Annotated in this window: 22 protein-coding genes; 6 read left to right on the top strand and 16 right to left on the bottom strand. The window is 52.7% G+C overall.

From position 1 onward, the window contains the following. The first annotated feature begins 166 nt into the window (after nt 1–166). Genes INT20_RS09440 through nirD form a run of 3 tightly spaced genes read left to right on the top strand, consistent with a single transcriptional unit; the run spans nt 167 to nt 4,379 of the window. Nucleotides 167–1,450 (top strand): NAD(P)/FAD-dependent oxidoreductase, encoded by a 1,284-nt coding sequence (locus INT20_RS09440; protein ID WP_193053455.1) that lies wholly within the window; start codon nt 167–169, stop codon nt 1,448–1,450. Between the two features lie 2 nt (nt 1,451–1,452). Continuing rightward, nucleotides 1,453–3,963 carry a nitrite reductase large subunit NirB gene (nirB, locus tag INT20_RS09435; protein ID WP_193053454.1) on the top strand — a complete coding sequence of 837 codons (2,511 nt, stop codon included), beginning with the start codon at nt 1,453–1,455 and terminating at the stop codon, nt 3,961–3,963. 26 nt (nt 3,964–3,989) lie between these two features. Beyond that, nucleotides 3,990–4,379 (top strand): nitrite reductase small subunit NirD, encoded by a 390-nt coding sequence (gene nirD, locus INT20_RS09430; protein ID WP_193053453.1) that lies wholly within the window; start codon nt 3,990–3,992, stop codon nt 4,377–4,379. Nucleotides 4,380–4,448: 69 nt separating this feature from the next. Here the strand turns inward: nirD and INT20_RS09425 are convergent, their stop codons facing one another. From INT20_RS09425 to INT20_RS09415, 3 genes are all read right to left on the bottom strand, one after another. Beyond that, entirely contained in the window at nt 4,449–5,180 is a 732-nt protein-coding gene (locus INT20_RS09425; RefSeq protein WP_193053452.1) for an ABC transporter substrate-binding protein, read from the bottom strand. An 86-nt stretch (nt 5,181–5,266) separates the two neighbouring features. Continuing rightward, nucleotides 5,267–6,103: an alpha/beta fold hydrolase gene (locus tag INT20_RS09420; protein ID WP_193053451.1), complete on the bottom strand. Its 837-nt coding sequence runs from the start codon at nt 6,101–6,103 to the stop codon at nt 5,267–5,269. A gap of 110 nt (nt 6,104–6,213) precedes the next feature. Continuing rightward, nucleotides 6,214–6,774 carry a GNAT family N-acetyltransferase gene (locus tag INT20_RS09415; protein WP_193053450.1) on the bottom strand — a complete coding sequence of 187 codons (561 nt, stop codon included), beginning with the start codon at nt 6,772–6,774 and terminating at the stop codon, nt 6,214–6,216. 98 nt (nt 6,775–6,872) lie between these two features. On the opposite strand from INT20_RS09415, the gene INT20_RS09410 reads away from it, so the two are divergent. Beyond that, nucleotides 6,873–7,808 (top strand): cation diffusion facilitator family transporter, encoded by a 936-nt coding sequence (locus INT20_RS09410; RefSeq protein ID WP_193053449.1) that lies wholly within the window; start codon nt 6,873–6,875, stop codon nt 7,806–7,808. Here the strand turns inward: INT20_RS09410 and INT20_RS09405 are convergent. Then, nucleotides 7,805–8,977: an MFS transporter gene (locus tag INT20_RS09405; protein ID WP_328515003.1), complete on the bottom strand. Its 1,173-nt coding sequence runs from the start codon at nt 8,975–8,977 to the stop codon at nt 7,805–7,807. The two genes, INT20_RS09410 and INT20_RS09405, sit on opposite strands and share 4 nt — an antisense overlap. A 135-nt stretch (nt 8,978–9,112) precedes the next feature. Between INT20_RS09405 and INT20_RS09400 the strand changes: the two genes are divergently transcribed. Continuing rightward, the gene (locus INT20_RS09400; protein WP_193053448.1) at nt 9,113–10,498 is read left to right on the top strand and encodes an aminotransferase-like domain-containing protein; all 1,386 of its coding nucleotides are present in this window, start codon (nt 9,113–9,115) and stop codon (nt 10,496–10,498) included. Here the strand turns inward: INT20_RS09400 and INT20_RS09395 are convergent. From INT20_RS09395 to INT20_RS09340, 12 genes are all read right to left on the bottom strand, one after another. Next, nucleotides 10,495–11,442, bottom strand: a complete 948-nt coding sequence (locus tag INT20_RS09395; RefSeq protein ID WP_193053447.1) for an AEC family transporter — start codon at nt 11,440–11,442, stop codon at nt 10,495–10,497. The genes INT20_RS09400 and INT20_RS09395 overlap by 4 nt on opposite strands. Nucleotides 11,443–11,552: 110 nt before the next feature. Continuing rightward, complete coding sequence (locus INT20_RS09390) at nt 11,553–12,569, bottom strand: Ldh family oxidoreductase (RefSeq protein ID WP_287077032.1); 1,017 nt, start codon at nt 12,567–12,569, stop codon at nt 11,553–11,555. Between the two features lie 151 nt (nt 12,570–12,720). Beyond that, complete coding sequence (locus INT20_RS09385; RefSeq protein WP_226912116.1) at nt 12,721–13,470, bottom strand: FadR/GntR family transcriptional regulator; 750 nt, start codon at nt 13,468–13,470, stop codon at nt 12,721–12,723. 63 nt (nt 13,471–13,533) lie between these two features. Beyond that, a complete protein-coding gene (locus INT20_RS09380; RefSeq protein WP_193053446.1) occupies nt 13,534–14,337 on the bottom strand; it encodes an NAD-dependent epimerase/dehydratase family protein in 804 nt (267 codons plus the stop codon). Nucleotides 14,338–14,408: 71 nt separating this feature from the next. Continuing rightward, nucleotides 14,409–15,269 carry an amidohydrolase family protein gene (locus INT20_RS09375; protein ID WP_193053445.1) on the bottom strand — a complete coding sequence of 287 codons (861 nt, stop codon included), beginning with the start codon at nt 15,267–15,269 and terminating at the stop codon, nt 14,409–14,411. A 2-nt stretch (nt 15,270–15,271) separates the two neighbouring features. Beyond that, a complete protein-coding gene (locus tag INT20_RS09370; RefSeq protein WP_193053444.1) occupies nt 15,272–16,408 on the bottom strand; it encodes a mandelate racemase/muconate lactonizing enzyme family protein in 1,137 nt (378 codons plus the stop codon). A 22-nt stretch (nt 16,409–16,430) separates the two neighbouring features. Next, nucleotides 16,431–17,711 carry a TRAP transporter large permease gene (locus INT20_RS09365; protein ID WP_193053443.1) on the bottom strand — a complete coding sequence of 427 codons (1,281 nt, stop codon included), beginning with the start codon at nt 17,709–17,711 and terminating at the stop codon, nt 16,431–16,433. A 3-nt stretch (nt 17,712–17,714) separates the two neighbouring features. Beyond that, the gene (locus tag INT20_RS09360) at nt 17,715–18,251 is read right to left on the bottom strand and encodes a TRAP transporter small permease (RefSeq protein WP_193053442.1); all 537 of its coding nucleotides are present in this window, start codon (nt 18,249–18,251) and stop codon (nt 17,715–17,717) included. A 60-nt stretch (nt 18,252–18,311) separates the two neighbouring features. Continuing rightward, nucleotides 18,312–19,304, bottom strand: coding sequence for a TRAP transporter substrate-binding protein (locus INT20_RS09355; protein WP_193056813.1), 993 nt, complete (start codon nt 19,302–19,304; stop codon nt 18,312–18,314). Between the two features lie 42 nt (nt 19,305–19,346). Next, nucleotides 19,347–20,264: a 5-dehydro-4-deoxyglucarate dehydratase gene (gene kdgD, locus INT20_RS09350; RefSeq protein ID WP_193053440.1), complete on the bottom strand. Its 918-nt coding sequence runs from the start codon at nt 20,262–20,264 to the stop codon at nt 19,347–19,349. A 292-nt stretch (nt 20,265–20,556) separates the two neighbouring features. Further along, on the bottom strand, nt 20,557–21,318 hold the full coding sequence (locus INT20_RS09345; protein WP_193053439.1) for a metallophosphoesterase: 762 nt from the start codon (nt 21,316–21,318) through the stop codon (nt 20,557–20,559). A gap of 9 nt (nt 21,319–21,327) precedes the next feature. Next, entirely contained in the window at nt 21,328–22,125 is a 798-nt protein-coding gene (locus INT20_RS09340) for an alpha/beta fold hydrolase (protein ID WP_193053438.1), read from the bottom strand. A gap of 985 nt (nt 22,126–23,110) precedes the next feature. On the opposite strand from INT20_RS09340, the gene INT20_RS18225 reads away from it, so the two are divergent. After that, complete coding sequence (locus INT20_RS18225; protein ID WP_264298634.1) at nt 23,111–23,233, top strand: hypothetical protein; 123 nt, start codon at nt 23,111–23,113, stop codon at nt 23,231–23,233. Nucleotides 23,234–23,874 lie beyond the last annotated feature (641 nt).

Here is a 23,874-nt window from a genome sequence, read left to right as displayed (position 1 = left end):
ACGGTTTTCCTGGCAATCCACTTGCCCGGGACGCTAACTCAGGGGCTTTTTTATTGTTTTTTCTTCAGCGCTGCGCCACGACAGCATTTATCGCTGCCAGATATTTGTAGCCAGGTCTTTGTAGACAGGTATTGGCAGCCAAGCGCGAAACAGTAAGGAGCAACCCATGATCGCTATCTCTCGGTGCTCGTCTGATGATCACTTGGTCATTATCGGCAACGGCATGGCGAGCCAGCGTCTGCTAGAGGCGGTCGTTAAATTGCCTCACCGACCCCAGCAAATAACGGTGATTGGTGCAGAAGCATCTCCCGCTTATAACCGGATACTGCTATCGCCACTGCTCGCCGATGAAATGCCGCCTAGCGCCCTCACCTTGCGGGATGCGCAGTGGTACGCCAAGCAAGGTATCACCCTGCACTTAAATGAATGCGTGCTGGAGATCAACCGTGCAGAACAGCGCGTTGTCACTCCCTGCCGCACGCTAACTTATGACCGCCTGGTGATTGCCACCGGCTCACGCCCGACGCTGCCCGAGGTACCCGGCATTGGCCTTAACGGCGTGCATGGGTTTCGTACCCTGCAAGATGCCGACACGCTCGCAAAGTTTGCCTTGCAGGGCGGGGAATGCGTCGTGGTCGGCGGCGGGCTGTTGGGGCTCGAGGCCGCTGAAGGGCTTCGCAAGCGGGGTGCCAGCGTCAGCGTTCTACAGCGAAGTAAGCGGTTAATGAATCGTCAGCTGGATAGCATGGCCGCTGGGCTTCTAGAAACGACGCTTACCCAACGTGGCTTGACCATCTTAACCAATGCACGCATCAGCCATTTTGAAGACGACGGCGCGGGAAGCCTGGCCGCCGTTGTACTGGAGGATGGCCAGCGCCTGCCTGCCCAAAGCGTCATCGTGGCAACCGGCGTTACACCTAACGCAGAACTTGGCCATCAGGCAGGCTTGGCTACACAGCGCGCCATCATGGTTGATGACACGCTCACTACCTCCGACCCGCATATTCATGCATTGGGCGAGTGTTGCCAGTTCGAGCAGCACACCTACGGCCTGGTCGAGCCGATCTGGCGCCAGGTAGATGTGTTAGCCAACACGCTGTGTGGCGATGGCAGCGTCCGCTATCGTGAGGCGCCAACCGCTACCAAGCTTAAAATCAGCGGCCTGGCCCTCTACGCGTTTGGCCCCACGGAGGCCGCGCCAGAACATGAAGTACTGCATTACAGCGACCCGGAAAACGGCGACTACCGCCGCCTGTTACTGCGCAACGGAAGGCTTGAAGGCGCCGTGCTGTATGGCGATACCCATTCCGGCCCCTGGTATTTCGCCCAGGCGCTAGCCAAAACCGATCTGGGCGCCTGCCGCCAGGCGTTGTTGTTTGGTGAAGCCGATGCCAACGCCCTGCTTCTTGATACCCCACCCACTCCCTCATCGACGCTGGAGGCAGCTTAGCCATGTCCATCACCTCTAAACGCAACGTGATTATTATTGGTAACGGTATGGTCGGCCACCACCTGGTCGAGCAGCTGGTTGAAAACGGTGCCCTGTCACAGATGAACGTCACCGTGTTTGGCGAAGAGCGCCATCGTGCTTATGATCGCGTGCACCTTTCTGAATACTTCAAGGGCCGCGACGCCGAAGCGCTGGCCCTGTGTGATGCCGACTACTACGCAAGCCATGGCGTGACATTCAACAGCAGCGAAGCGGTGATCTCCATCGATCGCGCGGCAAAAACGCTAGCCACCGAGCACGGCCATTACGCCTATGATCATCTGGTACTGGCCACCGGCTCTTACCCTTTCGTGCCGCCCATTCCCGGTAACGATCGCGAAGGCTGCCTGGTGTATCGCACGCTGGACGACCTGGACGCCATCCGCGAGGCGGCGCAAAGTGCGGCCACCGGCGTTGTAGTGGGCGGCGGTCTGTTGGGTCTGGAAGCGGCCAACGCACTGCGCGGATTGAATCTGGAAACCGCGGTGATTGAGTTCGCCCCACGCCTGATGCCCATGCAGGTGGATAGCGAGGGCGGCGAGCTGCTGCGCGAAAAAATCGAAGCCTTGGGTGTTCAGGTACTCACCGAGCGGGCCACTCAGCGCATTGAAGATGGTGCAGCCAGCCGCCATCGCATGGTGTTTCAGGATGACAAAATACTGGAAACCGACCTGATCGTGTTCTCGGCGGGTATTCGCCCGCGTGATCAACTGGCCCGGGAGTGCGGCCTGGAGATCGGCGAGCGCGGCGGCGTAGTGATCAACGATCAGTGCCAAACCAGCGACCCGGCGATTTTAGCCATTGGCGAAGTGGCGCTGTGGAATCAGAGCATTTTTGGCCTGGTGGCGCCTGGCTATCAGATGGCAAAGACAGCGCTTTCGACGCTCACCGGTGGCGATGCTTCTTTTACCGGTGCCGATATGAGCACCAAGCTTAAACTTCTGGGTGTGGACGTCGGCTCGATTGGCGATGCCCACGGCACTCAAAACCCCGGCGCACGGATGTTTCGCTACCTTGACCCACTTACCCAGATTTACCGCAAGATGGTGGTCTCAAGCGACGGCAAGAAGCTCTTGGGCGCCATGCTGGTGGGCGATAACAGCGTCTACGACACCTTGCTTCAGTATTACGCCAACGGTATCGAGCTGCCCAAAGAGCCCGCCTCATTGATTTTGCCGCAAAGCGGCGCCGCCCCGGCACTTGGCCCGGACGCGCTGCCGGAAACGGCAATGATCTGCTCGTGCCATAACGTCACCAAGGCCAGCATTTGCGCGGCCATTGACGCAGGCGCCAGCGACTTGGCATCCGTGAAAGGTGACACCCGCGCCAGCACCGGCTGCGGTGGCTGCGCGTCGCTTTTGAAAAGCGTGGTGGATCATGAGCTGGCCGCACGCGGCGTTGAGGTGGACAAGTCGATTTGCGAGCACTTTCAGCACACCCGCCAAGAGCTTTACGACATCGTGCGCGTGGAGGGCATCAAGACCTTCAGCGAGTTGATCGAAAAGCACGGCGCGCCTAGCACCCACCACTTGGGCTGCGATATCTGCAAGCCTGCGGTCGGTTCCATTCTCGCCTCCTGCTTTAACGAGCCGATTACCGACGCTGCGCATATCCCGCTTCAGGATACCAACGACACTTTCATGGCCAATATGCAGAAAAACGGCACCTATTCGGTCGTGCCGCGCATTGCAGGCGGGGAAATTACACCGGATAAACTGGTGGTGCTGGGTCAGGTAGCGCAAAAGTACGGCCTTTATAGCAAGATCACCGGCGGCCAGCGGATTGATCTGTTCGGCGCACGCCTGGAAGACCTGCCTGATATCTGGGGCGAGCTGATCGAAGCTGGCTTTGAAACCGGCCACGCCTACGGCAAGTCGCTGCGTACGGTGAAATCCTGCGTGGGCAGCACTTGGTGTCGCTACGGCGTGCAGGACAGCGTGGGCATGGCGATCAAACTTGAGAACCGCTACAAGGGCCTTCGTGCACCGCACAAGATCAAATTTGGCGTATCAGGCTGTACCCGCGAATGCGCCGAAGCGCAAAGCAAGGATATCGGCATTATCGCCACCGAAAACGGCTGGAACCTCTACGTGTGCGGCAACGGCGGCATGCGCCCACGCCATGCCGAGCTGTTTGCCACCGATCTTGACGACGAAGCCCTCTACCGCACCATCGACCGTTTTCTGATGTTCTACGTGCGCACGGCGGATCGCTTGCAGCGTACCTCGGTATGGCGGGAAAACCTGGAAGGCGGGCTGGAGTATCTGAAAGAGGTGATTCTCAACGACAGCTTGGGCATGGGTGATGAACTGGAGCGCCAGATGCAAACCGTGGTGGATAACTATCAGTGCGAATGGGCAGGCGCCATCAGTGACCCGGATAAGCTCAAGCGCTTTAGAAGCTACGTCAACGATAGCCGCCCCGACCCATCGATCATCATGACCAGTGAGCGCGGCCAGCTACGGCCTGCCTAACCAACATCACTTTAAAGGGCTACTCCATGACCGCTACCGCAGTGAAGCAAGCAACGGTTACACAAAGCAGACAGGCACCGACCGGCCATAAACTGTGCAGCAAAACCGACCTAGTCGCGTTTTCCGGGGTTGCTGCGTGGCTTGAAACACCACAGGGGCCGACGCAAGTCGCGCTATTTTACTTGCCGGGCTTTGAGCGTGAGCTTTACGCGATTGATCACCACGACCCGTTTTCCAACGCCAATGTGATTGCCCACGGCATTGTGGGCGATATAAAGGGCGCCGCCGTGGTGGCTTCCCCCATTTACAAGCAGCACTTTCGTTTGGAAGATGGCCAGTGCGTGGAAGACGACAGCGTCACGCTAGCTACCTGGAAGGTGAGCTTTAAAGAAGCTGATGTGTGGATTGAGGGTTGATACCAAGAAACAACGATGAAGAACATCAATCCGCCAAGCCGCTTACTCAAGCGGCCTGGCGTCAGTCCATTAAGCGCTGGGCGCGACCGAGACTCCTTGAACACCGTGCTTCTCCAGCAAACGGGCTACCTCACCTTGCGCTTTGACTTCTTCAATAAACGCGGAAAGAAATGCAGCCGCTTCGGGCGAGCGGCCTTTAGGAACGCCCATGGCCTGCTGAATGGTCATGAAGTGGCCGGGCAGTAACCGCATGCCACCAAACTCTTCGATACCGGCTTCCAGCTGCTGCTTAACGCCTGCGGCGATATCCAACTGATGCTCTCTAAAGAACGCCACCACCTTGGGCGACGTGGGGGCTCTGACCAGCTCGGCCTGTTCAATGGTGCGGCTTAGGTACAGATCATAAGCGCTGCCTTTACCCACCACGATACGCTGCCCGAGGCGATCTACCTCTTCCTGCGCCGTGATCGGAGAGTCTTCACGGACCAGGTAACACCCCTCAATGAATACATAGGGTGCGGTAAATTCGATGCTCTCGCCGCGCCTGGGGTCGAGCGCAAAAAAGCCCATATCGGCTTCCTCTCGGCTGACAACGTCAACGGCCTCACCCGCAGAGGCAACCACCTGAAGTTCAAGCTCGACCTCCAGTCTATGTGCAATCAATGTTGCCAGATCAACCGACACACCAAACGGCTGGTGCTCGACATCAAGCCCTGCCAGAACAGGATTACCGACATTGATGGTGGCGCGCAGTACGCCAGTAGGTGCCATTACTTTTCTTAACGCTGATGCGTCACTCATCGTTAACTCCTGGTGTTAGCGCTTTAATGCTCCGCCATTAAAAACGCCGCCCCGGGGGCGGCGCTAACGGCAAGATAATCGTTTAATCAGCTCTTGATAAAATCGATCAGCACTTTATTAAACTCATCAGCATGAGTTGCGTTAATCGCATGTGGGCCACCCTTAATAATATGCGTTTTCGCCTCAGGTAAAAGCTCGGCGGCGCGTTTGCCGCTGACCTCAAACGGTACAATTTGATCGCCGTCGCCATGGAGTATCAGCGTAGGCACGTCGATTTTGGGCAGGTCTTTGCGAAAGTCGGTATAGCTAAACGCTTTGACGCATTCATAGGTGGCTAGTGGCGAGGCAAAGGCGGCGATATCGCGATGATAGAGTCGATTTGGCTCGCTGATTAAGTCACTGTTATCAGAGGTTGAGAAAAAATCCTTGGTGAAGTCTTCCAGAAATGCGATCCGGTCACCGCGAACACCGTCCAAAAACCCGTTAATGGTCGCGTCATCCAACCCACCATCCGGGTTATCATCTGCCTTATACAGGTAAGGCGGAACGGCAGCGGCAAATACGCCTTTCGTCACGCGGCCAGTGCCGTAGCTTCCAATATAGCGGGCCACTTCTCCACCGCCCATGGAAAAGCCCACCAGTGTGGCATCGTTAAGATCAAGCGTATCAATCAGCTTTTTCAGGTCGGCGGCCAGCGTATCGTAGTCGTACCCGCCATCTGCCTGGGTGGACCAGCCAAACCCACGGCGGTCGTAAGTAATAACCTTGTAGCCTGCTTCTACCAGGGCGGGCACCTGCTTTTCCCAGGAACGGCCGCTCAATGGCCAGCCGTGGATAAGTACCACGGGCTTACCTGCTCCGTATACTTCGTAATAAAGCTCTACCGGCGTACCCTGCTCCGTGCCGACGCTCAGCATAGGCATTGTTAAACCCTCCCGTTGGCGTAATGTTTGTCCATTAATGCGTTTAAAGGTTAGTACACGTTATTACCACTTACCAAAAGACGATCAGCCCGTATGGGAACAGCTTGAACTTACGGGCATTCAATCTTTTCCCTTAGCGCACATTGATACACCAAGCACTCCAGGTGCTGATCGGCTACGTGAGAATAAGCCGACAGTTTTTCAACTAATGTGAACTTGGCTTTTTCGAGCACGCGCTGAGATGCCTTGTTTTCAACCGAAACGGTCGCTGTCAGCGTGTCCAGACCATAAATACAGCGGGCCTCTTTCATCAGGTGATGAAGCGCTTTTTGGGCGATTCCCTGCCCGCAGGCGTTTTCAGCAAGGCGATAGCCGACCTGAGCACTGCCCTGATCAATATCACGCAGATTGGCGAGCCCGATAATGACGCCTTTATGGCGAATAAGCTGAGGGCTCATACGCCCATGAGCATTGAGTGCCAGACACTCAACAATATGCTGTGACACACCATGCGGGGTATAAAACTGCTTCCTGCGCGCTTCGATATGCTGCTCAAACCACGCCCGCTCTGCGGTCTCAAACGCCAACAGTTCAAAGGCATCTTCCGGGGTTAACAGGCTGAAGGTTAAATCCTTGGTATGGCGAATACGTACATCTCTTTGTGGAGTCATCGCCGTTCGTCCTTGTGGGCGCCGCTATCGTTAGTGAATAAGCTATCAATATTGCTATGCTTGCGGGTTCTACGAATGGCGTTGGAGCCAATACATTCATGAAGACAGAAGCACGCACGCTGGCATTTTCCGCCTTTATGGCACTCTTAATCGGCTGTGCCGGCATTACCGCCACGCTAGCCTCTAATTCCCAGGCTATTTTGCTCGATGGGTTATTTAACCTTATCTACTTTAGCGTAGCGTTGGTGACGATCAAGGTAAGTAAACTAGCCAGCCGCCCTGATAGCGAATCCTACCCGTTTGGTTACAGTTACTTCGAGTCGCTGGTTAACCTATGCAAAGGGCTACTGATTCTAGGGGTATCCGTCTTTGCCTTGGTGGACGCCATTGCCGCTTTACTGACAGGTGGTCGGGAAATTGCTGCAGGCCTTGCCGTTATCTACGCGCTGTTTGCGACGCTTGCCTGCTCGGTGACCGCGTGGGTTATGCATCGTAGCCAGCGCTATACCCATAGTCCGCTAATTGCGGCTGACAAACTCAATTGGGTAGTCAATAGCATCATTTCCGCCGCAGTACTCGCAGCGTTTTGTATGGTTATGGTGTTTGAGTGGCTGAACTGGAACAACGTGGTGGCGTATGTCGATTCCGTTCTGGTCATGGCAGTGGTGTTGCTTTGCTTGGGCGTACCCGTGCGTATGGCGTCCCAGGCGCTCAAAGAGCTGCTCAATAAAACACCTGATGAAACCATTGCCGCTCCCGTGCGACAAGCCATCTCCACGGCGCTGGCAGGCGCGCATACCCAGGAGGTTCGTGTTCGCATGGTGCGGCCCGGCCGCTTGCTTTATGTCATGGTACACATTGTTCTGCCCGAAGAAGGCACCGGCGCCTCGTTAAAGGCACAAGACGCTCTACGTGAACGTATTGATGATGAGATACGCCGCTGCTATTCGCCGGTGGTGTGCGATGTGGTGTTTACCGCCAATACACACTGGGCCGCGCCTTCCTGTGGATTGCTGATTGATAGGACGCCTTAAAAGCTAATGCCTGACGGATGCTGCGAATACCTAGCCTGACTGATTAGCAGCAGGCCAATGGTAGTGATGGCGCCCATTGATAGCGCTAGCCCAAAGATGGTTAAAGCGGCCACATGGCCTACGGCATCAATTAAAGCGCCGGTGGTAATTACCGGCAGACTAAATCCTATGTAGGCCATCAAAAAATAGCCTGCGCTTACCTGGGTGGACGCCGCTTTGGCTATTTCCAGCACTCCCTTCAAGCCACCTAGATAGATAAACCCGTAACAGGCGCTACTAGCGGCAACCGTTCCGACCAACACAGCCACAAGCATTCCCTGAACCGCTCCCCAGGCGATCACTGTGTAGGCGATCGGTAAGATGACAAGACCCAGCACTGTGGAATGAGCTGGCCGCAGCGCTCTTGCCCAAGGTTGAAATAACACCCCACAGCTACAAATACCGAACGTAGCAAAGCCGCTCCAGGCCGTTAAACCGTGCGCATGTAATGCAGAAGGCAAAATAGCAATCACCAGCCCCACCGTTGCCCAGGCAAGCAAAATGGCCAACCCATAGCCGAGCGTACCGGGTGGGTAGCTGGGTAGTCGCAGCATCGCGCACTTGTTAGGGTTTGGGGCCGTGTTTTTCAGTGTACTAACGGCCACTAATGCGACGACGCCAGCACCCAAATACAACCATAAGCTGGGTGGCGTTATGCTGGGTGTATGGAAGATAAACAAGCTGGTAACCGCCGCCCCCAGGCCAAATCCCATCGCAGTACTGGTTGTCACGTACTTGGTTGCCATGCTGCTATCCCCGCCAGTGAGCAGCCGGTGCATGTAGGTTGGCGCAACCGCTGACGTCAGGGCGGTGCCTATTCCGAGTAAAAACCGAGCCGCTCCCAGGGTCACTAAACCTGGCACGATCAATGTTAGGGAAGTAGCCACAAGGCATAAGAGCAGTGCAGCAATAATCAACGGCTTGCAGCCTACCCGCTCAGACAAACCATTAAGCCCCAACAATACCGGCATAATACCCGCTACATAACAGGCAAAAGCGAGTGTTGTTGCGCCAACGCCCAAGCCATCACGAGCCGCTAATGCTTCATAAAGCGGTGCTTGTAAATTGACCGCCGTGGTAATCATGCACAGCGCAAAAGCCAGCTTGAGGGCGTTCGATCGTCTCGTCACTTTGTACCTGCCTCAGTTTTCATGTGAGCCGTTACGTTCGCACTCTTAAAGAACCGGGATAAGGTACACTCAGCCATTATTACCCAGGCACTGTTCTGCCATTTTGAAGAACAGTTGAGGGCAACAAGGGCGCTTATGAAACTACAGGTTGACCGACACGCTGCCACCCCCATGGCTCAACAGCTGGAAGAAAGCCTTCGCCAGTGGATTCAACACAACGGCGCAGGCGGCGGTCTTCGTTTACCTTCAATACGCCGCTTGGCAGCGACACATAACATCAGCCGTAATGCGGTCATCGATGCCTACGAACGACTAGTGTCGTCAGGTTTAATTCGCTCAAAACCCGGCTCAGGCTTCTATGTTGCGGATAGCGTCGCCGTACAGACCAACCAACAGCGCGCTTCTAGCCCGCTACAGGAAGTCACCAATGGACTATGGGGGCTTTTCGGCGCAGAAGAGAACACCCTCAAGCTCGGCTGTGGGTGGTTGCCCAACACTTGGCGCGAGAGCGACGATCTTACCTACGCTATCCGCCAAGTTACCCGTCACAGCCGCTCAGGAATTTTTGAATACAGTACGCCGCACGGGCTTTTAACCTTACGCCGTCTGCTACAAGAGCGCCTGCGCCCGCTTGCGATTACCGCAGATGCCCAACAGATCGTGACAACCAACAGCGGTAGCCATTCTCTAGATCTGTTAGTACGTTTGCTGCTTGAGCCCGGCGATGTTGTATTTGTGGAATCACCCGGTTATTACAACCTGTTTGGGCTACTGCATTTGCAGCGCATTCGCGTGATTGGGGTCCCCCGCTTAGCCGATGGGCCCGATATCGAGCGCCTGGAAGGTTTGTTAGCCCACCACCAACCCAAACTTTTCTACATTAATAGCGTTTTCCACAATCCTACCGGCAGCACATTGACTCCCGCCGTAGCGCACCGCGTTTTACAGCTTGCCGAGCAGTATGATTTCAGGATCATTGAAGACGATATTTATGCTGATTTTCAGCATACTCCAACCACACGGTTAGCAGCCCTTGACGGGCTTAAACGTGTTATCTATTTAGCCAGCTTTTCAAAAACTCTTTCCTCGTCACTTCGCGTGGGTTTTATCGCTACTCCCCCGGATCTAGTACAACGCCTGGTAGATATCAAAATGCTGACCAGCATTTCTGCATCACTGTTTTCAGAACAGGTACTGGTTATGCTGCTGCAAAACGGCAGTTATCGAAAACTCACTGAACGATTAAGAACCCGGCTTTCCAATCAGATGGCACTAGCATTAACGCTACTAAGAAAATCAGGGTGGGAAGTGTTTACCGAACCGGCGGGCGGTATGTTTGTCTGGGCCAAGCCACCCACGGATGATGAAACGCTTAAGGCAGCTGCACAGCGCTACGAAATCATGCTTTCGCCGAGCCATCTATTCCTACCCGACAATGCGACAACCCCCTGGTTGCGTCTCAACGTTTCCTATATGCAGGACCCTAGAGCCAAAGCGTTTATTGAAGCTAATAGCCGTTAAGCCAACACGCCGAAATAGGTCATCAAGCCAACGATAATGCTAATGGTGATAAAGAACATGAGCGTGCCCGCCATCAAGGCGCCTGCCGCTACGTTGCCCATACCATAACGTTGGCCTAGCAACGGATAGACACTTGCCATGGGAGCGCCTGCAAACAGTAAGCCACCGGCAATCAGTAAAGCGTCATTGCCCGCAATCAGCCACATGCAGATCAAGACACCCAGTGGATGAATGATGAGCTTACCCGTAACGATCTGGCTCACCTCCCCCACTACGCCGCGAATTTGCAGGCCATAGAGCGCGCCGCCAATCGCAAATAGCGCGGCAGGGCCCGCCGCTTTTGCCAACATATCAACCGCCTGGATAACCGAAGTAGGCAGATGTGTATCGGTAACGGCGATCAGAACTCCGATAAACAGGCCAATGAGGATGGGATTTTTAACCAGTTGCTTGAGCGTTTTCTGGAGTGATTTCATAACGCCGCGACCGGCCTGCTGACCCGTTTCGGCTAGGATAAGCGCTAGCGGAATGATCAGCAGGTTCTCGATGATCATATTCAAAGCTAAAAAATTAGCCGCAGGCGGGCCGATAATCATCACCGCGACCGGGTAGCCACTAAACGCGCTATTGGACATCGACATCCCCAGCGCGCTGATACTTCCGGTGGTCAGCGGCTGTTTTTTCAGCATGACGGTGTACCCAAGCGCCAATCCGAAAACACCCAGCGAGCCTAGCCCGTAGGCCAGCAGGTAGTTGATATTGAAAACTTCTTCCAGAGGGTTCTGGGTAATGGCGCGGATTAACAGTGCAGGGAGGGCGATATACAGCACAAATCGGCCCACTCCCTGCATTTGCTCGCGGTTGAGAATACGGATCCGCATGGAAAAATAGCCAACAGCAATCAATAAAAAGATAGGCATGATGATGGCGGCAACTTCAAACATGCGGTGTATCCATACGAGCGTTGATCCTCATGAAGTGTCTGTTTCTGACAATATAAAGCAGATCATAAAAGCGCTATCGTATAACGACAGTGCTATTTACTCTCGATGAATCAATGGGTCAGTGCGATAAGCTCATTATAAAGCGCTTTGGGTAGGGTGATACCATCACGCAGGCTATTTTCTCGGGCCTCAAAACGGCGCTGTGAGGGTAGCCGAGCGCCCTGGCCTAAAATGTTTTCAAACAGCACTTCAGCATGCTGAAGATGACGAGCAGCATCCTGGCCCAAGAAAACGTCCGGCGATATGGCGATAATCAGCTCACCATGAAACGGCTTACCGGTTTTCTGTTCGTTGGCGGGCTGGGTTTCATGGCCCAACACATCACCAATTAGCGGCCCGGCCAATAGCTCAATCATGGTAGACAGCGCCGAGCCCTTATACCCGCCAAACGTGAGCATCGCCCCCGCCAGCGCATCTACAGGGCTGGTCGTCGCTTCACCTTGAGCATCAATTGCCCAGCCTGTGGGAATCTGTTTGCCTGCGCGCTTATACAGTTCAATCTCACCGCGCGCCACCACACTGGTCGCAAAATCAAACGTATACGGCGCGCTACCCGGACGTGGCCAGGAAAACGCGATAGGGTTGGTGCCCAACAAAGGCTTCGTGCCACCCGCTGGCGCTACAAAAGCGTGGCTGGGGGTCATGGCAATGCCAATGAGCCCTTCACTTGAAAGGGCCTCGACCTCAGGCCATAGGGCTGAAAAGTGAAAGGCGTTATTGATCGCCAGCGCGGCTAGCCCTGTTTGCCTGGCTTTTTCTACAAGCTGTTCTTTACCCATTTCAAACGCTAACAAGGAGTTACCCTGGCGGGCATTGACCTTAACCACGCTGGGCGCTTGATCAATTACTTCCGGTACGGCATGCGTATCAACGCCGCCATTGAGCGCCGTTTGAACACAGCCGATCAGGCGATATAAACCATGGGAATGGCATTCATCGCGCTGAACCGTCAGCACATTGCGCGTAATGGCTTCTGCATGGGCCTGGTTATAACCATTATGCTGAAGTACGTTCAGGCTCAAGGATTCAGCATCCTTAAGCGATAGGGTAATCTCTTCGCTCATCATCAACTCTCTTCATTTTTATTAGATAGAGGCGTTAAAAAAGCAGGTAATTGCTTACCTGCTTAGGAGTCTGTTCATCATTGAATCAATGTTGCGCATCCCATCCCATGACGACGCTCTGCTGCAGTAAACACCCGAAGATGCCCATAGCTCGCTACGCCTGATCGCGGTACTGCGCGTAGGTATCACGCGCACGGCTAAGATGCTGGTGCATCATTTCTCGTGCGGCGCTGCCGTCACGAGCAAGGATAGCGTTAAGGATATGCGCATGCTCTTCCTGTACCCGCTCCAGGTAGCGTTGGGATGAGAGCGGATTGATATCGTTACTCAGCAGTTTGGCGCGAGGGATAACGCTTTGGCTCCACTGTTCGTAGAACGATTTGAAGAAAGGATTTTTAGTCGCCGTAGCAATAGCAAAATGGAACAGGTAATCCTCTTCTCGAGCTTGCGACTGAGTGGCGTACGCGTTGGCAAACGCTTGGTGTTGCGCTTCCAGCCGCTTCTGGTCTTCAGCATCGTAGCGTAAGGCAGCAAGTTCCGCCGCGGCGGGCTCAAGCGTTAAGCGAAGCTCCAGAAGATAGAGAATGTCTTCCACCGTAGTGGGATTGATACGCTCGGCTGGAAGCGCCTCCACTTTAGAGGAACGCAAGACCGACGTGCCGACACCACGGCGTGTTTCAACCAATCCCAGAGACTTGAGATGAGTGATAGCTTCGCGAATGACCGTGCGGCTAACGCCAAAAGATTCACACAGGCTATTTTCGGTAGGCAGCTTATCGCCAACCGCCACTTTCCCCTGGGTAATCAGCGTCTCCAACTGGTTCGCTACGTGAACAGATAAACTGCCCTGCTGAGCGATCCGGTTAACCTGAAACGACGCCATAGTAGGCGTTTGCTTGGCCATGCCTGTTATCCTTTCCATGTATATATCCAGTTGCACCATAACGTACAACCAGCGCTCTATGTGCTATTGGCTATCGTCTGGATGACCAATAGCAGCAAATTTGCCACCGTGATAACGCACGGCAACATCATCGCAGTCAAGATTACGATCGCGCTGTTCCGTCTCTTCCCGCCAGGGTTCAGAGCTATCTTTTGGAACCCAGCCAAGGAAACCGGCATGAGTATTATCCCACCACTGTTCAGCATTGTCAGATGCCCCATAAACCACGGTATGCTCCAGCCGAGGGGTTGTAAAGGCACGTTTTAACAGGCTAATGAAGTCATTCAGGCTCAGCCAAGTGGCCATCATGCGAGTATCAACGGGCTTGTCAAAACAGGAGCCAATGCGCACGCTAAGTGTCTCGACACCAAACTTATCGTGATAGAGACTGGCCAGATTTTCGCCAAAGCATTTTGAGACGCCGTAAAGCGAATCCGGCCGCTGAGGAACCTGATTATCTATTCGCTGATGGCGCTTATAAAAGCCTATCGCATGGTTGGAACTAGCAAACACGATACGCGGTTTACCATTAAGCCGTGCGGCTTCAAAAAGATTGTAAGTACCAATAATATTGGCATTCAATATATCATTCCAGGGACTTTCAACCGACATCCCGCCCAGATGAATGATGCCATCGCATCCTCGTACCAGCTCGGCTACAGCCTGTTGATCGCTGAGATCCGCCTGGATCAGTTCCTCACCTGGCTGAGCATTGTCCAGAGGTGCAATATCCGAAAGGCGGACATGCTTGGCAAACCCGGCAAGATGCGGACGCAAACTTTTCCCCAATCCGCCAGCCGCCCCAGTCACTAGAATACGATTAAACATGCTATCTCCTGCTTAGTCTGTTGTTTGCCTTGTTGGCATTGAGCGAAGGTGATATCCATCAAAATTGAAATCTAAAAGCCGTAAAGCTTGGCCGGGTTATCAACCAGAATTTTTTGCTGGACGCTGTCAGAGGCCCAATCCAAAAGTACATCAAGCTGCTCGGCGTCATCAGGATAGCGTTCCCGGGGCACCCCCACATGCGGCCAATTTGAGCCCCATAGCACGCGCTCGGGCGCATGCTCAATAAGCCGTTTGGCAACAGGCCCTACATCGTTATACCCCGGACCGCCGGTTAGACTGGTCTCATACGCCCCGCATATTTTTATCCACGCGTTGCCCCGGTCGAGCAACTCGACAATACGGTCTACGCGTTCATCATCAGCCGCTACGGGATCCATGAATTTGCCAATGTGGTCAATGATATAGTCGGTTTGGATGGCCTTGAGAGTGGCCATATAGTCGTTGATCATTCGGCCGTTGAACTGCACCATCAAGTGCCAACCAAGTGGCCGAATGCGCGCTTCAACGTCGCTCAATTGATCCATCCCCACGGCACCACCGGGAAGCTGCATGATACGGGCGCCCCGGGCACCTTGAGAATGAAAGGCATCAATATCTGCCTCCGTAGCATCAGGCCTGACGGCAACAATCGCACGTGCATTTGCCTGCCCGATTTGGGTAACGCCTTCAAGCACGGCCCTGTTATCAAATTGATAAGCATTGGACTGGGTAACAACCACGCGCTCAAGCGAGAGCCTGCGCTGTACTACTTGATAATTTTCAACCGTCGCCAGTTCTTTAACATCGGGGCCGCCAGGCTGTGCGGTGTAGCCCGGCAGATACAAATGCATATGGCAGTCGGTCGCGCCAGCCGGCACTTTCAAACGCGGCGCGCCCCCTTCCAGTGGACGCGTGTTGGCTGGGATGGACATACTCAAAACTCCTTCAAAGCATAGGTAATCAGCGCATCGCGGTTGATTTCAATCCCCAAGCCAGGGCCATCGGGAATGTTCATAACCCCCTGGTGATGCTCTAGGGGCGTTTTAACCACGGCCTGACGAAATGGATTTTCAGTGCGGTCAAACTCCATGATGGGTTCAAGTGGCGAGCGCCGTGGCGGATTGGGCGGCAGTGCAGCCATAAACTGAAGGCTCGCCGCCAGGCATACTGCGGTTCCCCATACGTGAGGCACTAAGCGCACGCCGTGCATGGCGGCCATATCTGCAATTCGGCGCATTTCGCTAAAGCCGCCGACGCCACAGATATCCGGCTGGATGATATCGATAGCCCTGCGTGCAAGCGGCTCCTGCATGGCGTAGCGGCCGTGCCAGTTCTCGCCACTTGCCACGGGAATGGGCTGGCTCGCTCTTACCGCTTGGTAAGTCTCAATCTGCTCAGGGAGTACCGGCTCTTCAAACCAGTCGATACCAAACGCCGCCGCACGCTGGCCTACCTCGATGGCTTCCAGATAATCGTAGCCGTGATTGGCATCAATCATAAGGCGCACATCCGGCCCGATTGCTTCACGCACGGCCTCAATCACTTTCAGATCTTCTTCAACATCAAAGCCGATCTTGATCTTTACGGCATGAAAGCCTTCGTGACGATAGCGCGCTACTTCCGCCGCTACGTCGCTGACACGCTCAACACCCTCGCGGCAAAACGAGCCGGTGGCATAGGCGCGCACAGATTCACGGAACCTCCCACCAAGCAGCGTGGAAACAGGTACGCCGAAGTGCTTGCCCTTGATGTCCCAAAGCGCAATATCGATACCGCTCAGAGCAGTCATGGTTAAGCCACGCTGGCCCTGATCACGCAGCCGATTATAAAGGTTAAGCCATACTTTCTCTGTTTGCAGCGGGTCTTCGCCAATCAGCGCCTGGGCGTATACCTGGACAATGGCCGCATTGGGCTTGGCAGGCCCCAAGCACTCGCCCCACCCAATGGTGCCGTCTTCACAAATGATTTCGACTAAGCAGTGCTGGCGGCGCGTGAATGACATCGAAGCACTTTCAAACGCTGTTTCAAGCTTATGATCCAGAATATAAGTCTTGACCGCTTCTATTCTCATGGCTGATTTTCCTGTCATGGCGTTATCTAAAAAGGCCAGGTAGCGTTAATGAAACTGCCGGGATGTAAGTCACCAGCATTAGCGCTACAAACAGCGCCAGGAAGAAGGGCCAGATGGTGCGAACTGCATGCTCAATTTTAATTTTCCCGATCACGCAGCCCACAAACAGGCACGCGCCTACCGGCGGGGTACATAAACCCAGCCCCAGGTTCATCATTAAAATGATGCCGAATTGGATAGGATCCATGCCAAACTGCATGGCTACCGGCAGGAAGATGGGCGTGCAGATCAGGATTAACGCCGCCATATCCATGATCATGCCCAATACCAGTAGAATCAGGTTAAGCATCAAAAAGATAACCACAGGCTTGTCTGAAATCGTCATTAACCCGGTGGTCAGCATTTCAGGCACGTTATAGAGCGCCAGCATATAAGAGAAAGCCGATGCGCAGCCCACCAGAATCATGACCAGCGATGTGGTTTTAACCGACTGAATAACGGCAGCCTTGAAGGACGACCACTTAAGTTCACGGTAGACAAGCCCGGTCACGATAATGGCGTAGATGGCGCCAAAAGCCCCGGACTCCGTTACCGTCAAGATGCCCGAAAGAACGCCGCCGACAATAATGACAGCGGTCATCAAGCCAGGCAGCGAGGCGATCAGGCTAAGAAACAGGGCTTGCCAGCCGGGAAATGCCTCACCTTTATAGCCACGCTTAACGGCCACGATATAAGCGGCCACGGCCAGGCTTAAGCACATCAGGATGCCAGGCACGATACCGGCAATAAAAAGCTGGGTAACGGAAATACCGCCGCCCGCCGCTACGGCATAGAGAATCATGTTATGGCTGGGCGGAATGACCACGCCGGCGACCGACGAGGTCACCGTAACGTTGACGGCATAGTCAGCGTCGTAGCCCTTCTCTTTCATCACCGGGATAAGAATCGAGCCCAAGGCAGACGTATCGGCTACCGCTGAACCCGAGATGCCGCCAAACAGCATCGAAGAGCTTATATTGACCATCCCCAGACCGCCGCGCATCCTCCCCACCATAGCGGAGGCCAGGCGAACAAGCCGGGTTGAAATGCCGCCGTGAAGCATCAGCTCACCGGCGAAAATGAAAAACGGAATCGCCAGTAGCGAAAAAACGGAAATGCCGGATAAGATACGTTGAAAGGCGACAAACAGCGGTAGCCCTTCATACATAAACGCAGCGACAGCGGCCAGCCCAACGGCAAAAGCGACCGGTGCACCTGCGACAAGGCCGAGAAAAAAAATTCCAAACAGTATCATCAGCCCCATGACTTATGCCCTCCCAGCGTTTCGAGACAGTAATCGTTGCACTATATCCGCCCCTGCAAACAGCATGATCAGCACGCCACAAATTACCAGTGGGGCTGCACGCCAGCTTTCAGAGAGACCAATCATTGGAATAGCCCTTTCCATGTTTGTCATGACCAGCTTCCAGCCCTGAGCCACCATAAAACCACCAAATACAAGAATGAAAAGATCCGAGATGTGGTGCATTAATCCGCGCAGAAAAGGAGGAAAGCTCTCTCGAACAAAGTCGATATTCAGATGGCTGTGGTATCTGACGCCGGCAGCGGCGCCCAAACAGGTGATATATACCACTAATATCAGGGAGGTTTGCTCTACCCAGGTTGGCGTGTTGTTAAGCACATAACGTCCAAAGACTAGCCAACCGAAAGTAGCAATAAGAACGACCAGCATGATGCCCGCCACAAGCACGCATAGCTCAGCCATGCCATCCAACACGCGGTCTACAGAGCCTTCTTTTGTCGTGCTTTTTCTACTGCTGGGTGTTTCAAGTTCTATACTCACGACACATTTCCTTTTAATCTTTCGGCGGCATCAAGCCGCCGAAAGGAAGTCATAAGAAAATTATTGAGCGGCTCTGATTTCCTCGATCAGCTCACCCGTGCCCGGGTTATTAGCGATAAAGTTTTCATACATCGGCTCCATCAATGTTTGGAAAGCCGCTTTATCTTCTACTTCATTAATTTCCACGCCGTTATCCAAGATAATCTGACGGCTCTCTTCAGAGCTTTCGACCCACAGCTCACGTTGCATGGTGGAAGCATTCATCGCTTCTTCACGAACGATTTCCTGGTCTTCTTCGGATAACTTGTCCCAACTGGCTTTGGCAACACACAGGCACTCGGGAATAATCAAATGCTCGGTTAAGGAGTAGTATTCCGCCGCTTCGTAGTGGTTGCTGGATTCAAAGGAGGGGTAGTTGTTTTCAGCACCATCCAGAACACCGGTGGTTAAACTCTGGTAAACCTCGCCATACGCCATTGGCGTCGCATTGCCGCCAAGCGCCTCCATCATCTCGACGTAAAGATCGTTATTCATGACCCGGATCTTTAAGCCCTGAACATCTTCTGGGGTGTTGATCGGATGCTTGGTGTTGTAAATGCTTCTGGCGCCTGAATCGAACCAGGAGAGCACTACCAGACCTTTATCTTCCAATGCATCAGCAAAGCGCTGACCAATCTCGCCATCCATTACCGTGTGCATATGGTCTACATCGGTAAATAGGAAAGGTAGCGAGAAAACATTCGTTTCCTTAACAATGGGTCCCATGGGCCCCATATTGAAATTAGCGAAATCCAACGCACCATTGCGGGTTTGCTCAATCGCATCAGACTGATCACCCAGCACGGCATTGTTGTAAACACGGGGGGTAACGCGCCCTTCTGTTTGCTCTTTAACTGCCTCGGCAAAGGCTTCAAGCGCTACCGTATTGGGGTAACCGTCAGGGTGAATATTCCAGCCCCGCCAGTTATCGGCTTGGGCAGAAACAGCAGCGGCTAATAGCGAGACACCCGTTAGGGCAAACAGCGCTTGGCGACGGATAGTTTTTGTTTTCATCACTTAAAACCTCTTATTATTACTTGTGGTTTTTTTCAGCTTTTAGAAAGAACGCGCTACACCAACCAGGCGCTCTAACTGCTGGCGTTGCTCTTGGGTGGGCATGGTTAAAGGCGCACGAACGCTTCCAGCCGGGCGGCCGATAATATCCGCGCCTTCTTTAATCAAGCTAACCGCGTAACCGGCTTTTTGATCACGCAGATCAATAAATGGAATAAAGAAATCGTTCGTGATTCGTTTAACGACGTCTTTATCACCGTTGCGGAGCGCTTTATAAAACGTAACCGCCATATCGGGTACAAAGTTGAATACCGCAGATGAATAGGTATTAACGCCAATTGACAGGTACGCTTCTGCGAAAATCTCTGCCGTAGGCACACCGCCCACATACACTAAGCGATCACCGACCGTTTTAATGATTTTGTTGAGTGCCTGAATATCGCCTTTACCATCTTTCAAACCGATAAGGTTCGAGCAGGCATCCGCGAGTGCTTGCACCGACTCGGCATTCAGAACCCCGTTCCCTCGGTTGTAGTAAATGACGTTGATATCAGTGGCATCACAAATTTGCCGCGCATACTCGACTAATCCATCCTGCGGACACTCTGTCAGGTACGGGGGCATCAACAAAATACCATCGGCACCGGCTTCAGAGGCGGCATCAGCAAAGGCCTTGCCCGCTTCAACACTTAACCCAGCGCTTGCGATTACCGGCAGCTTACCATCGACTACTTCCACCGCTACACGAACAATCTGGCGATACTCTTCAAGCGTCAAATTGAAAAATTCGCCCGTACCACCAGCTACAAACACGGCAGAAATGTCGTGGCTGATAAACCACGCTAAGCGCTCGCGGTAGCTTTTTTCGTCAAATTTTCCGTTCTGATCAAAATCGGTAATGGGAAATGACAGTAGTCCATCTCCAACTGCTTGTATTACTTCTTGTTTGGAAAATTTCACAGAAACGTCCTCATGCTTTCTCATCCATGTTTAATTACATGGCAATAGGTAAAATCGTAGTAAACTAGTTATTTGTCATACATCATACAAACTAGAAAATAATCAACACGCGCAACACCTGCAAGTAAAAAGCTTTAAGCTTCGACCAAAGTGCTAGCGTCTAAAATATCTTTTAAAAACCCAGTAATTTTTTTAAGCAATAAAAACAAGATTTTGCCCTAGAGGGTGCACCTTCATGGAGAACAATAGCCCCTAAGCAATTTTGCCGGAACCAACTTAATATCGGTAGGCATCAAATATTGATGATTAAATCCGGCTTAAAAAGCGGTGAATTAAACTCATCCGGATATCCGCCAGGGTTAGCCAGTACGCGCGTACCGGCATATATAAGATCCACCGGTTCATGAACGTGACCGTGTATCCATAGATCCATTTTGCCCATCAACTGCGGCAGATGAGAGGCAAAGGCTGGGGATAGCGCATCACCTAAATATTGATCAGGAATGCAGTGGTGAAGCGGCGCATGATGGCTGATCACTACCCTGGGACCATCAAACGGCTTGGACAGTTCGCCTTCAAGCCAAGCGAGGGCTTCAGTGTGCAGCTGCTGACTCGCTTGGGGTGTCAACGTCGTGCCCGGTGACGTTTGGATGATTCTGAAATCGGGCATGTAGCGCAGCGCTTTGGACTCGGTATGGGCTGGATTTTTCGTCGGATCACTGGCGTAAAGCGCAAAATCGGTCCAGAGGGTCGTGCCATAAAAGCGTACGCCGTTGAGCGTGACGGCGCGGTTATCCAGCAGTTCGATATCAAGCCGCTTGGCCTCTTTCTTAAGCTCTTCGCGCATCAGCGGCATACAGGTGCCATAGAACTCATGGTTCCCCGGCACAAACAGAATTGGCAGCGTGGGAAACTGCGCCCGTGCCCAGATTAAGCCTTCAGCTTTATGATGAATATCCCCCGCTAACATCACAACATCGGCCTTTACATCGGATAACGGGCGGCTGTCCGCAAAGTGCTCCAAGTGCAGGTCGGATAAAATACGCAGACGCATCCAATCTCCTTAACGGGAAAGCTCTTCGATAAACGAGTCGATAAGCCTGATCACCTGCGCTTCATCTTCGCGGTGAGGGGTGTGGTGAAGGTTTTTAAGTATTTCGCAGTGCGCCGGGCCTTGGATATACCGGGCAATACGTTCCGGCTGGCGGTGCGAGCCATATTCATCTTTCTCGCCGTGCAATACCAATGTGGGGCAATGCACGCGTTCAAGCGCGGGTACCAATGACCAGTTGATGAAGTCAGGATGCAGCCACGTATTAACCCAGGCATCTAACACCCAGCGGGCTTTATGACCGTGATATTTTTCCAGCTTTGAAAACTGTTCTGGCGCTTTAAAAGCGGCTTTTGCCTGTTCGATACCAGAACGTGTACGCGCCTCGTTAGCCGATTGAGCAGCAATCGTAATCAGCCCCAGACACCGTGACGCATAAGCGCCAGCACAGTGAATGGCCATGCAGCCGCCCACGCTATGGCCTAATACAATAAAGCGGTCTATCGCAAGCGCTGCACATAAAGCGGCAAAATCAGTGCCGGGTTCATCGTCAATAAAGCTCAACGGTGGCGGCTCAAGACAGGCGCTCGATTGACCAAACCCCAGCCGGTCATAGGCAATAACGCGGTGTCGGGTCTTTTCGCATAGCGCTGCTGGAAAGCTACGCCATAAGGCGGTACAGCCGAGAGAGTCGTGTAATAAAATAATCGGTGTATCAGAACTCAGCGCCGAGGGTTCCCAGCTGCGTGCAAACAGGTGTCCGTGAGACAATGACACCCAGTGGTCGTGATAAGCGATTGATGAGGTCATGGCGTAGCTCTATTGTTATTAAGCCTTTTTAAAACATATGTTGAAGACATAAGCTATGTGCCTAAACCAACATAGCACGTCGAGATATTCCGCAAAAACAATCTGCCAAAACAATCTGCCAAAACAATTTTTCAAAGACTATCTATCAAAAATTGTCTATCAAAATCTATCTATCAAAACCTATCCATCACAACACTGCATAACCACTTAGCATTTTAAGAAGCAATTCTGCAGCAAGTAGACGACTTCATCTATGCGTCTGTTTAAGCCGTCCTTGGCCGGATAAAGTGCGGCAGACGCTATGTGTCAGTCATTTACCTTGCGCGGCATTTTAAGAGCCAGTGAGAACGGTCGTTCCTTGCGACACTTGACAAAGCGCTTTACAGATATCACACGCGCTCTCCCCCCGACCCATCAGTTAATTCTACTATCGTGAGTTTTCAAGCCCACAGAACCTAGCGGCTCAGAACCCATTTTTTGCCATTTCCTCTCCTCGCATCCACTTTTCCACCTACGTGCATAATCTATCGAACGGAGCTTTCACACCCCTGCTGCATCGCAGCAAAAAACCGCTACACTTTACGAAGTACCCTATCTGGAGAATCCCACGATGGCCTTCCCGCTAATTCCTACTTCTTACGATGGTGATGTTCTACCCTTCTGGAGGCTCCAAGCATTATGGCAACGCACCTCCATGGAGCACTGAAAGCACACCTAGGCTAAGCATTTGGTTTTAAATGTAGTGTGATAAGAATAATCACCGGGACCAGAGCTTTTTTTGGCTCCGTGAATTATTTATGAAAAGCTTTTCCATTCAACGATGTAAGCAATTGCTTACAAGCGATGGTCATTTACCTACACCTTTTTGGCTAGCTCTGTGCTTAAAAAGCGCCTACTATCTAGCTTCGCAAGCCAATGCTGCGTCGCACAATAGAAAGTTTCATAACAAGGATATTAGATAACCTTCACAACAGGAGTGCATGCCATGCAACACTCAGCAACTCAATATTCGGCAACCAGCGCCTACATTATGGAAGTATGGGCACAACATGCCCTAAAGCAGCGCGCAGCGTTTGATGCGCTGGCTGCCTACATGCTCAAGCTGTAAGCGCTTTACAATGATATGCTTGAATCAACGCCTCACTATGAGGCGTTATTTGTTTAAATAAAGGCAAACCTAGGCCGGGCTATGCCTCAACGCTTTCGACTAGGTTTCCTTAAAAATATTCATGCGCTTTATAGCCTGACATGGATCACTGTCAAAGAACATTTGAACCAAGCATCCCCTCTCGATAAATCCGCTCTCTTCATAACAATGGAACGCCTTGACGGTTTTCACCGTAACGATCAAAACGTCTTATGAATATTGATGTTAGCTAAGCAGCTGAGAATTTTATAGTTATTTTCTCGGACAGGTATGGAGTTATATAACGAATTAATCTAATATTAATTAGGCTCATTAAAGCATTATTTTCAACGTGCCATTTTACTCGTATATAAACACATTGACTAAGGAACTGACAATGCCATCACCTTTGCTAGCCCGGATTTCTCACAGGGTATAAAAGAAAGCGGCTGAAAGTGTTAACGTTTCAGGGCCTTACACCAAAAACCAACACCAACAGCCGCTTCCAAAATGGTACCTGAAAAGCTGACCTTCTCGCCACTCTCTCGCCGCCAAATTGAAGCCGACTTCTCCGGGGGCCACATTACGTCGGACGCCGGATTACTCCTGCTTCGTGAAGTCGA

The organism is Halomonas citrativorans (genome assembly GCF_014898005.1).
Lineage (GTDB): Bacteria > Pseudomonadota > Gammaproteobacteria > Pseudomonadales > Halomonadaceae > Vreelandella > Vreelandella citrativorans.
The sequence above is the reverse complement of the archived record's forward strand: the minus strand, read 5'-3'. Positions and strand labels throughout refer to the sequence as shown.

Excerpts from the sequence above, each read along its gene's own strand:
- INT20_RS09380 (WP_193053446.1), bottom strand. The coding sequence starts at position 14,337 with ATGTTTAATCGTATTCTAGTGACTGGGGCGGCTGGCGGATTGGGGAAA.
- INT20_RS09415 (WP_193053450.1), bottom strand. The coding sequence starts at position 6,774 with ATGACTCCACAAAGAGATGTACGTATTCGCCATACCAAGGATTTAACC.
- nirD (WP_193053453.1), top strand. The coding sequence starts at position 3,990 with ATGACCGCTACCGCAGTGAAGCAAGCAACGGTTACACAAAGCAGACAG.
- INT20_RS09420 (WP_193053451.1), bottom strand. The coding sequence starts at position 6,103 with ATGCCTATGCTGAGCGTCGGCACGGAGCAGGGTACGCCGGTAGAGCTT.
- INT20_RS09370 (WP_193053444.1), bottom strand. The coding sequence starts at position 16,408 with ATGAGAATAGAAGCGGTCAAGACTTATATTCTGGATCATAAGCTTGAA.
- nirB (WP_193053454.1), top strand. The coding sequence starts at position 1,453 with ATGTCCATCACCTCTAAACGCAACGTGATTATTATTGGTAACGGTATG.
- INT20_RS09440 (WP_193053455.1), top strand. The coding sequence starts at position 167 with ATGATCGCTATCTCTCGGTGCTCGTCTGATGATCACTTGGTCATTATC.
- INT20_RS09390 (WP_287077032.1), bottom strand. The coding sequence starts at position 12,569 with ATGATGAGCGAAGAGATTACCCTATCGCTTAAGGATGCTGAATCCTTG.
- INT20_RS09395 (WP_193053447.1), bottom strand. The coding sequence starts at position 11,442 with ATGTTTGAAGTTGCCGCCATCATCATGCCTATCTTTTTATTGATTGCT.
- INT20_RS09410 (WP_193053449.1), top strand. The coding sequence starts at position 6,873 with ATGAAGACAGAAGCACGCACGCTGGCATTTTCCGCCTTTATGGCACTC.
- INT20_RS09355 (WP_193056813.1), bottom strand. The coding sequence starts at position 19,304 with ATGAAAACAAAAACTATCCGTCGCCAAGCGCTGTTTGCCCTAACGGGT.
- INT20_RS09340 (WP_193053438.1), bottom strand. The coding sequence starts at position 22,125 with ATGACCTCATCAATCGCTTATCACGACCACTGGGTGTCATTGTCTCAC.
- INT20_RS09425 (WP_193053452.1), bottom strand. The coding sequence starts at position 5,180 with ATGAGTGACGCATCAGCGTTAAGAAAAGTAATGGCACCTACTGGCGTA.
- INT20_RS18225 (WP_264298634.1), top strand. The coding sequence starts at position 23,111 with ATGCAACACTCAGCAACTCAATATTCGGCAACCAGCGCCTACATTATG.
- INT20_RS09400 (WP_193053448.1), top strand. The coding sequence starts at position 9,113 with ATGAAACTACAGGTTGACCGACACGCTGCCACCCCCATGGCTCAACAG.
- INT20_RS09375 (WP_193053445.1), bottom strand. The coding sequence starts at position 15,269 with ATGTCCATCCCAGCCAACACGCGTCCACTGGAAGGGGGCGCGCCGCGT.
- INT20_RS09385 (WP_226912116.1), bottom strand. The coding sequence starts at position 13,470 with ATGGCCAAGCAAACGCCTACTATGGCGTCGTTTCAGGTTAACCGGATC.
- INT20_RS09365 (WP_193053443.1), bottom strand. The coding sequence starts at position 17,711 with ATGGGGCTGATGATACTGTTTGGAATTTTTTTTCTCGGCCTTGTCGCA.
- INT20_RS09345 (WP_193053439.1), bottom strand. The coding sequence starts at position 21,318 with ATGCGTCTGCGTATTTTATCCGACCTGCACTTGGAGCACTTTGCGGAC.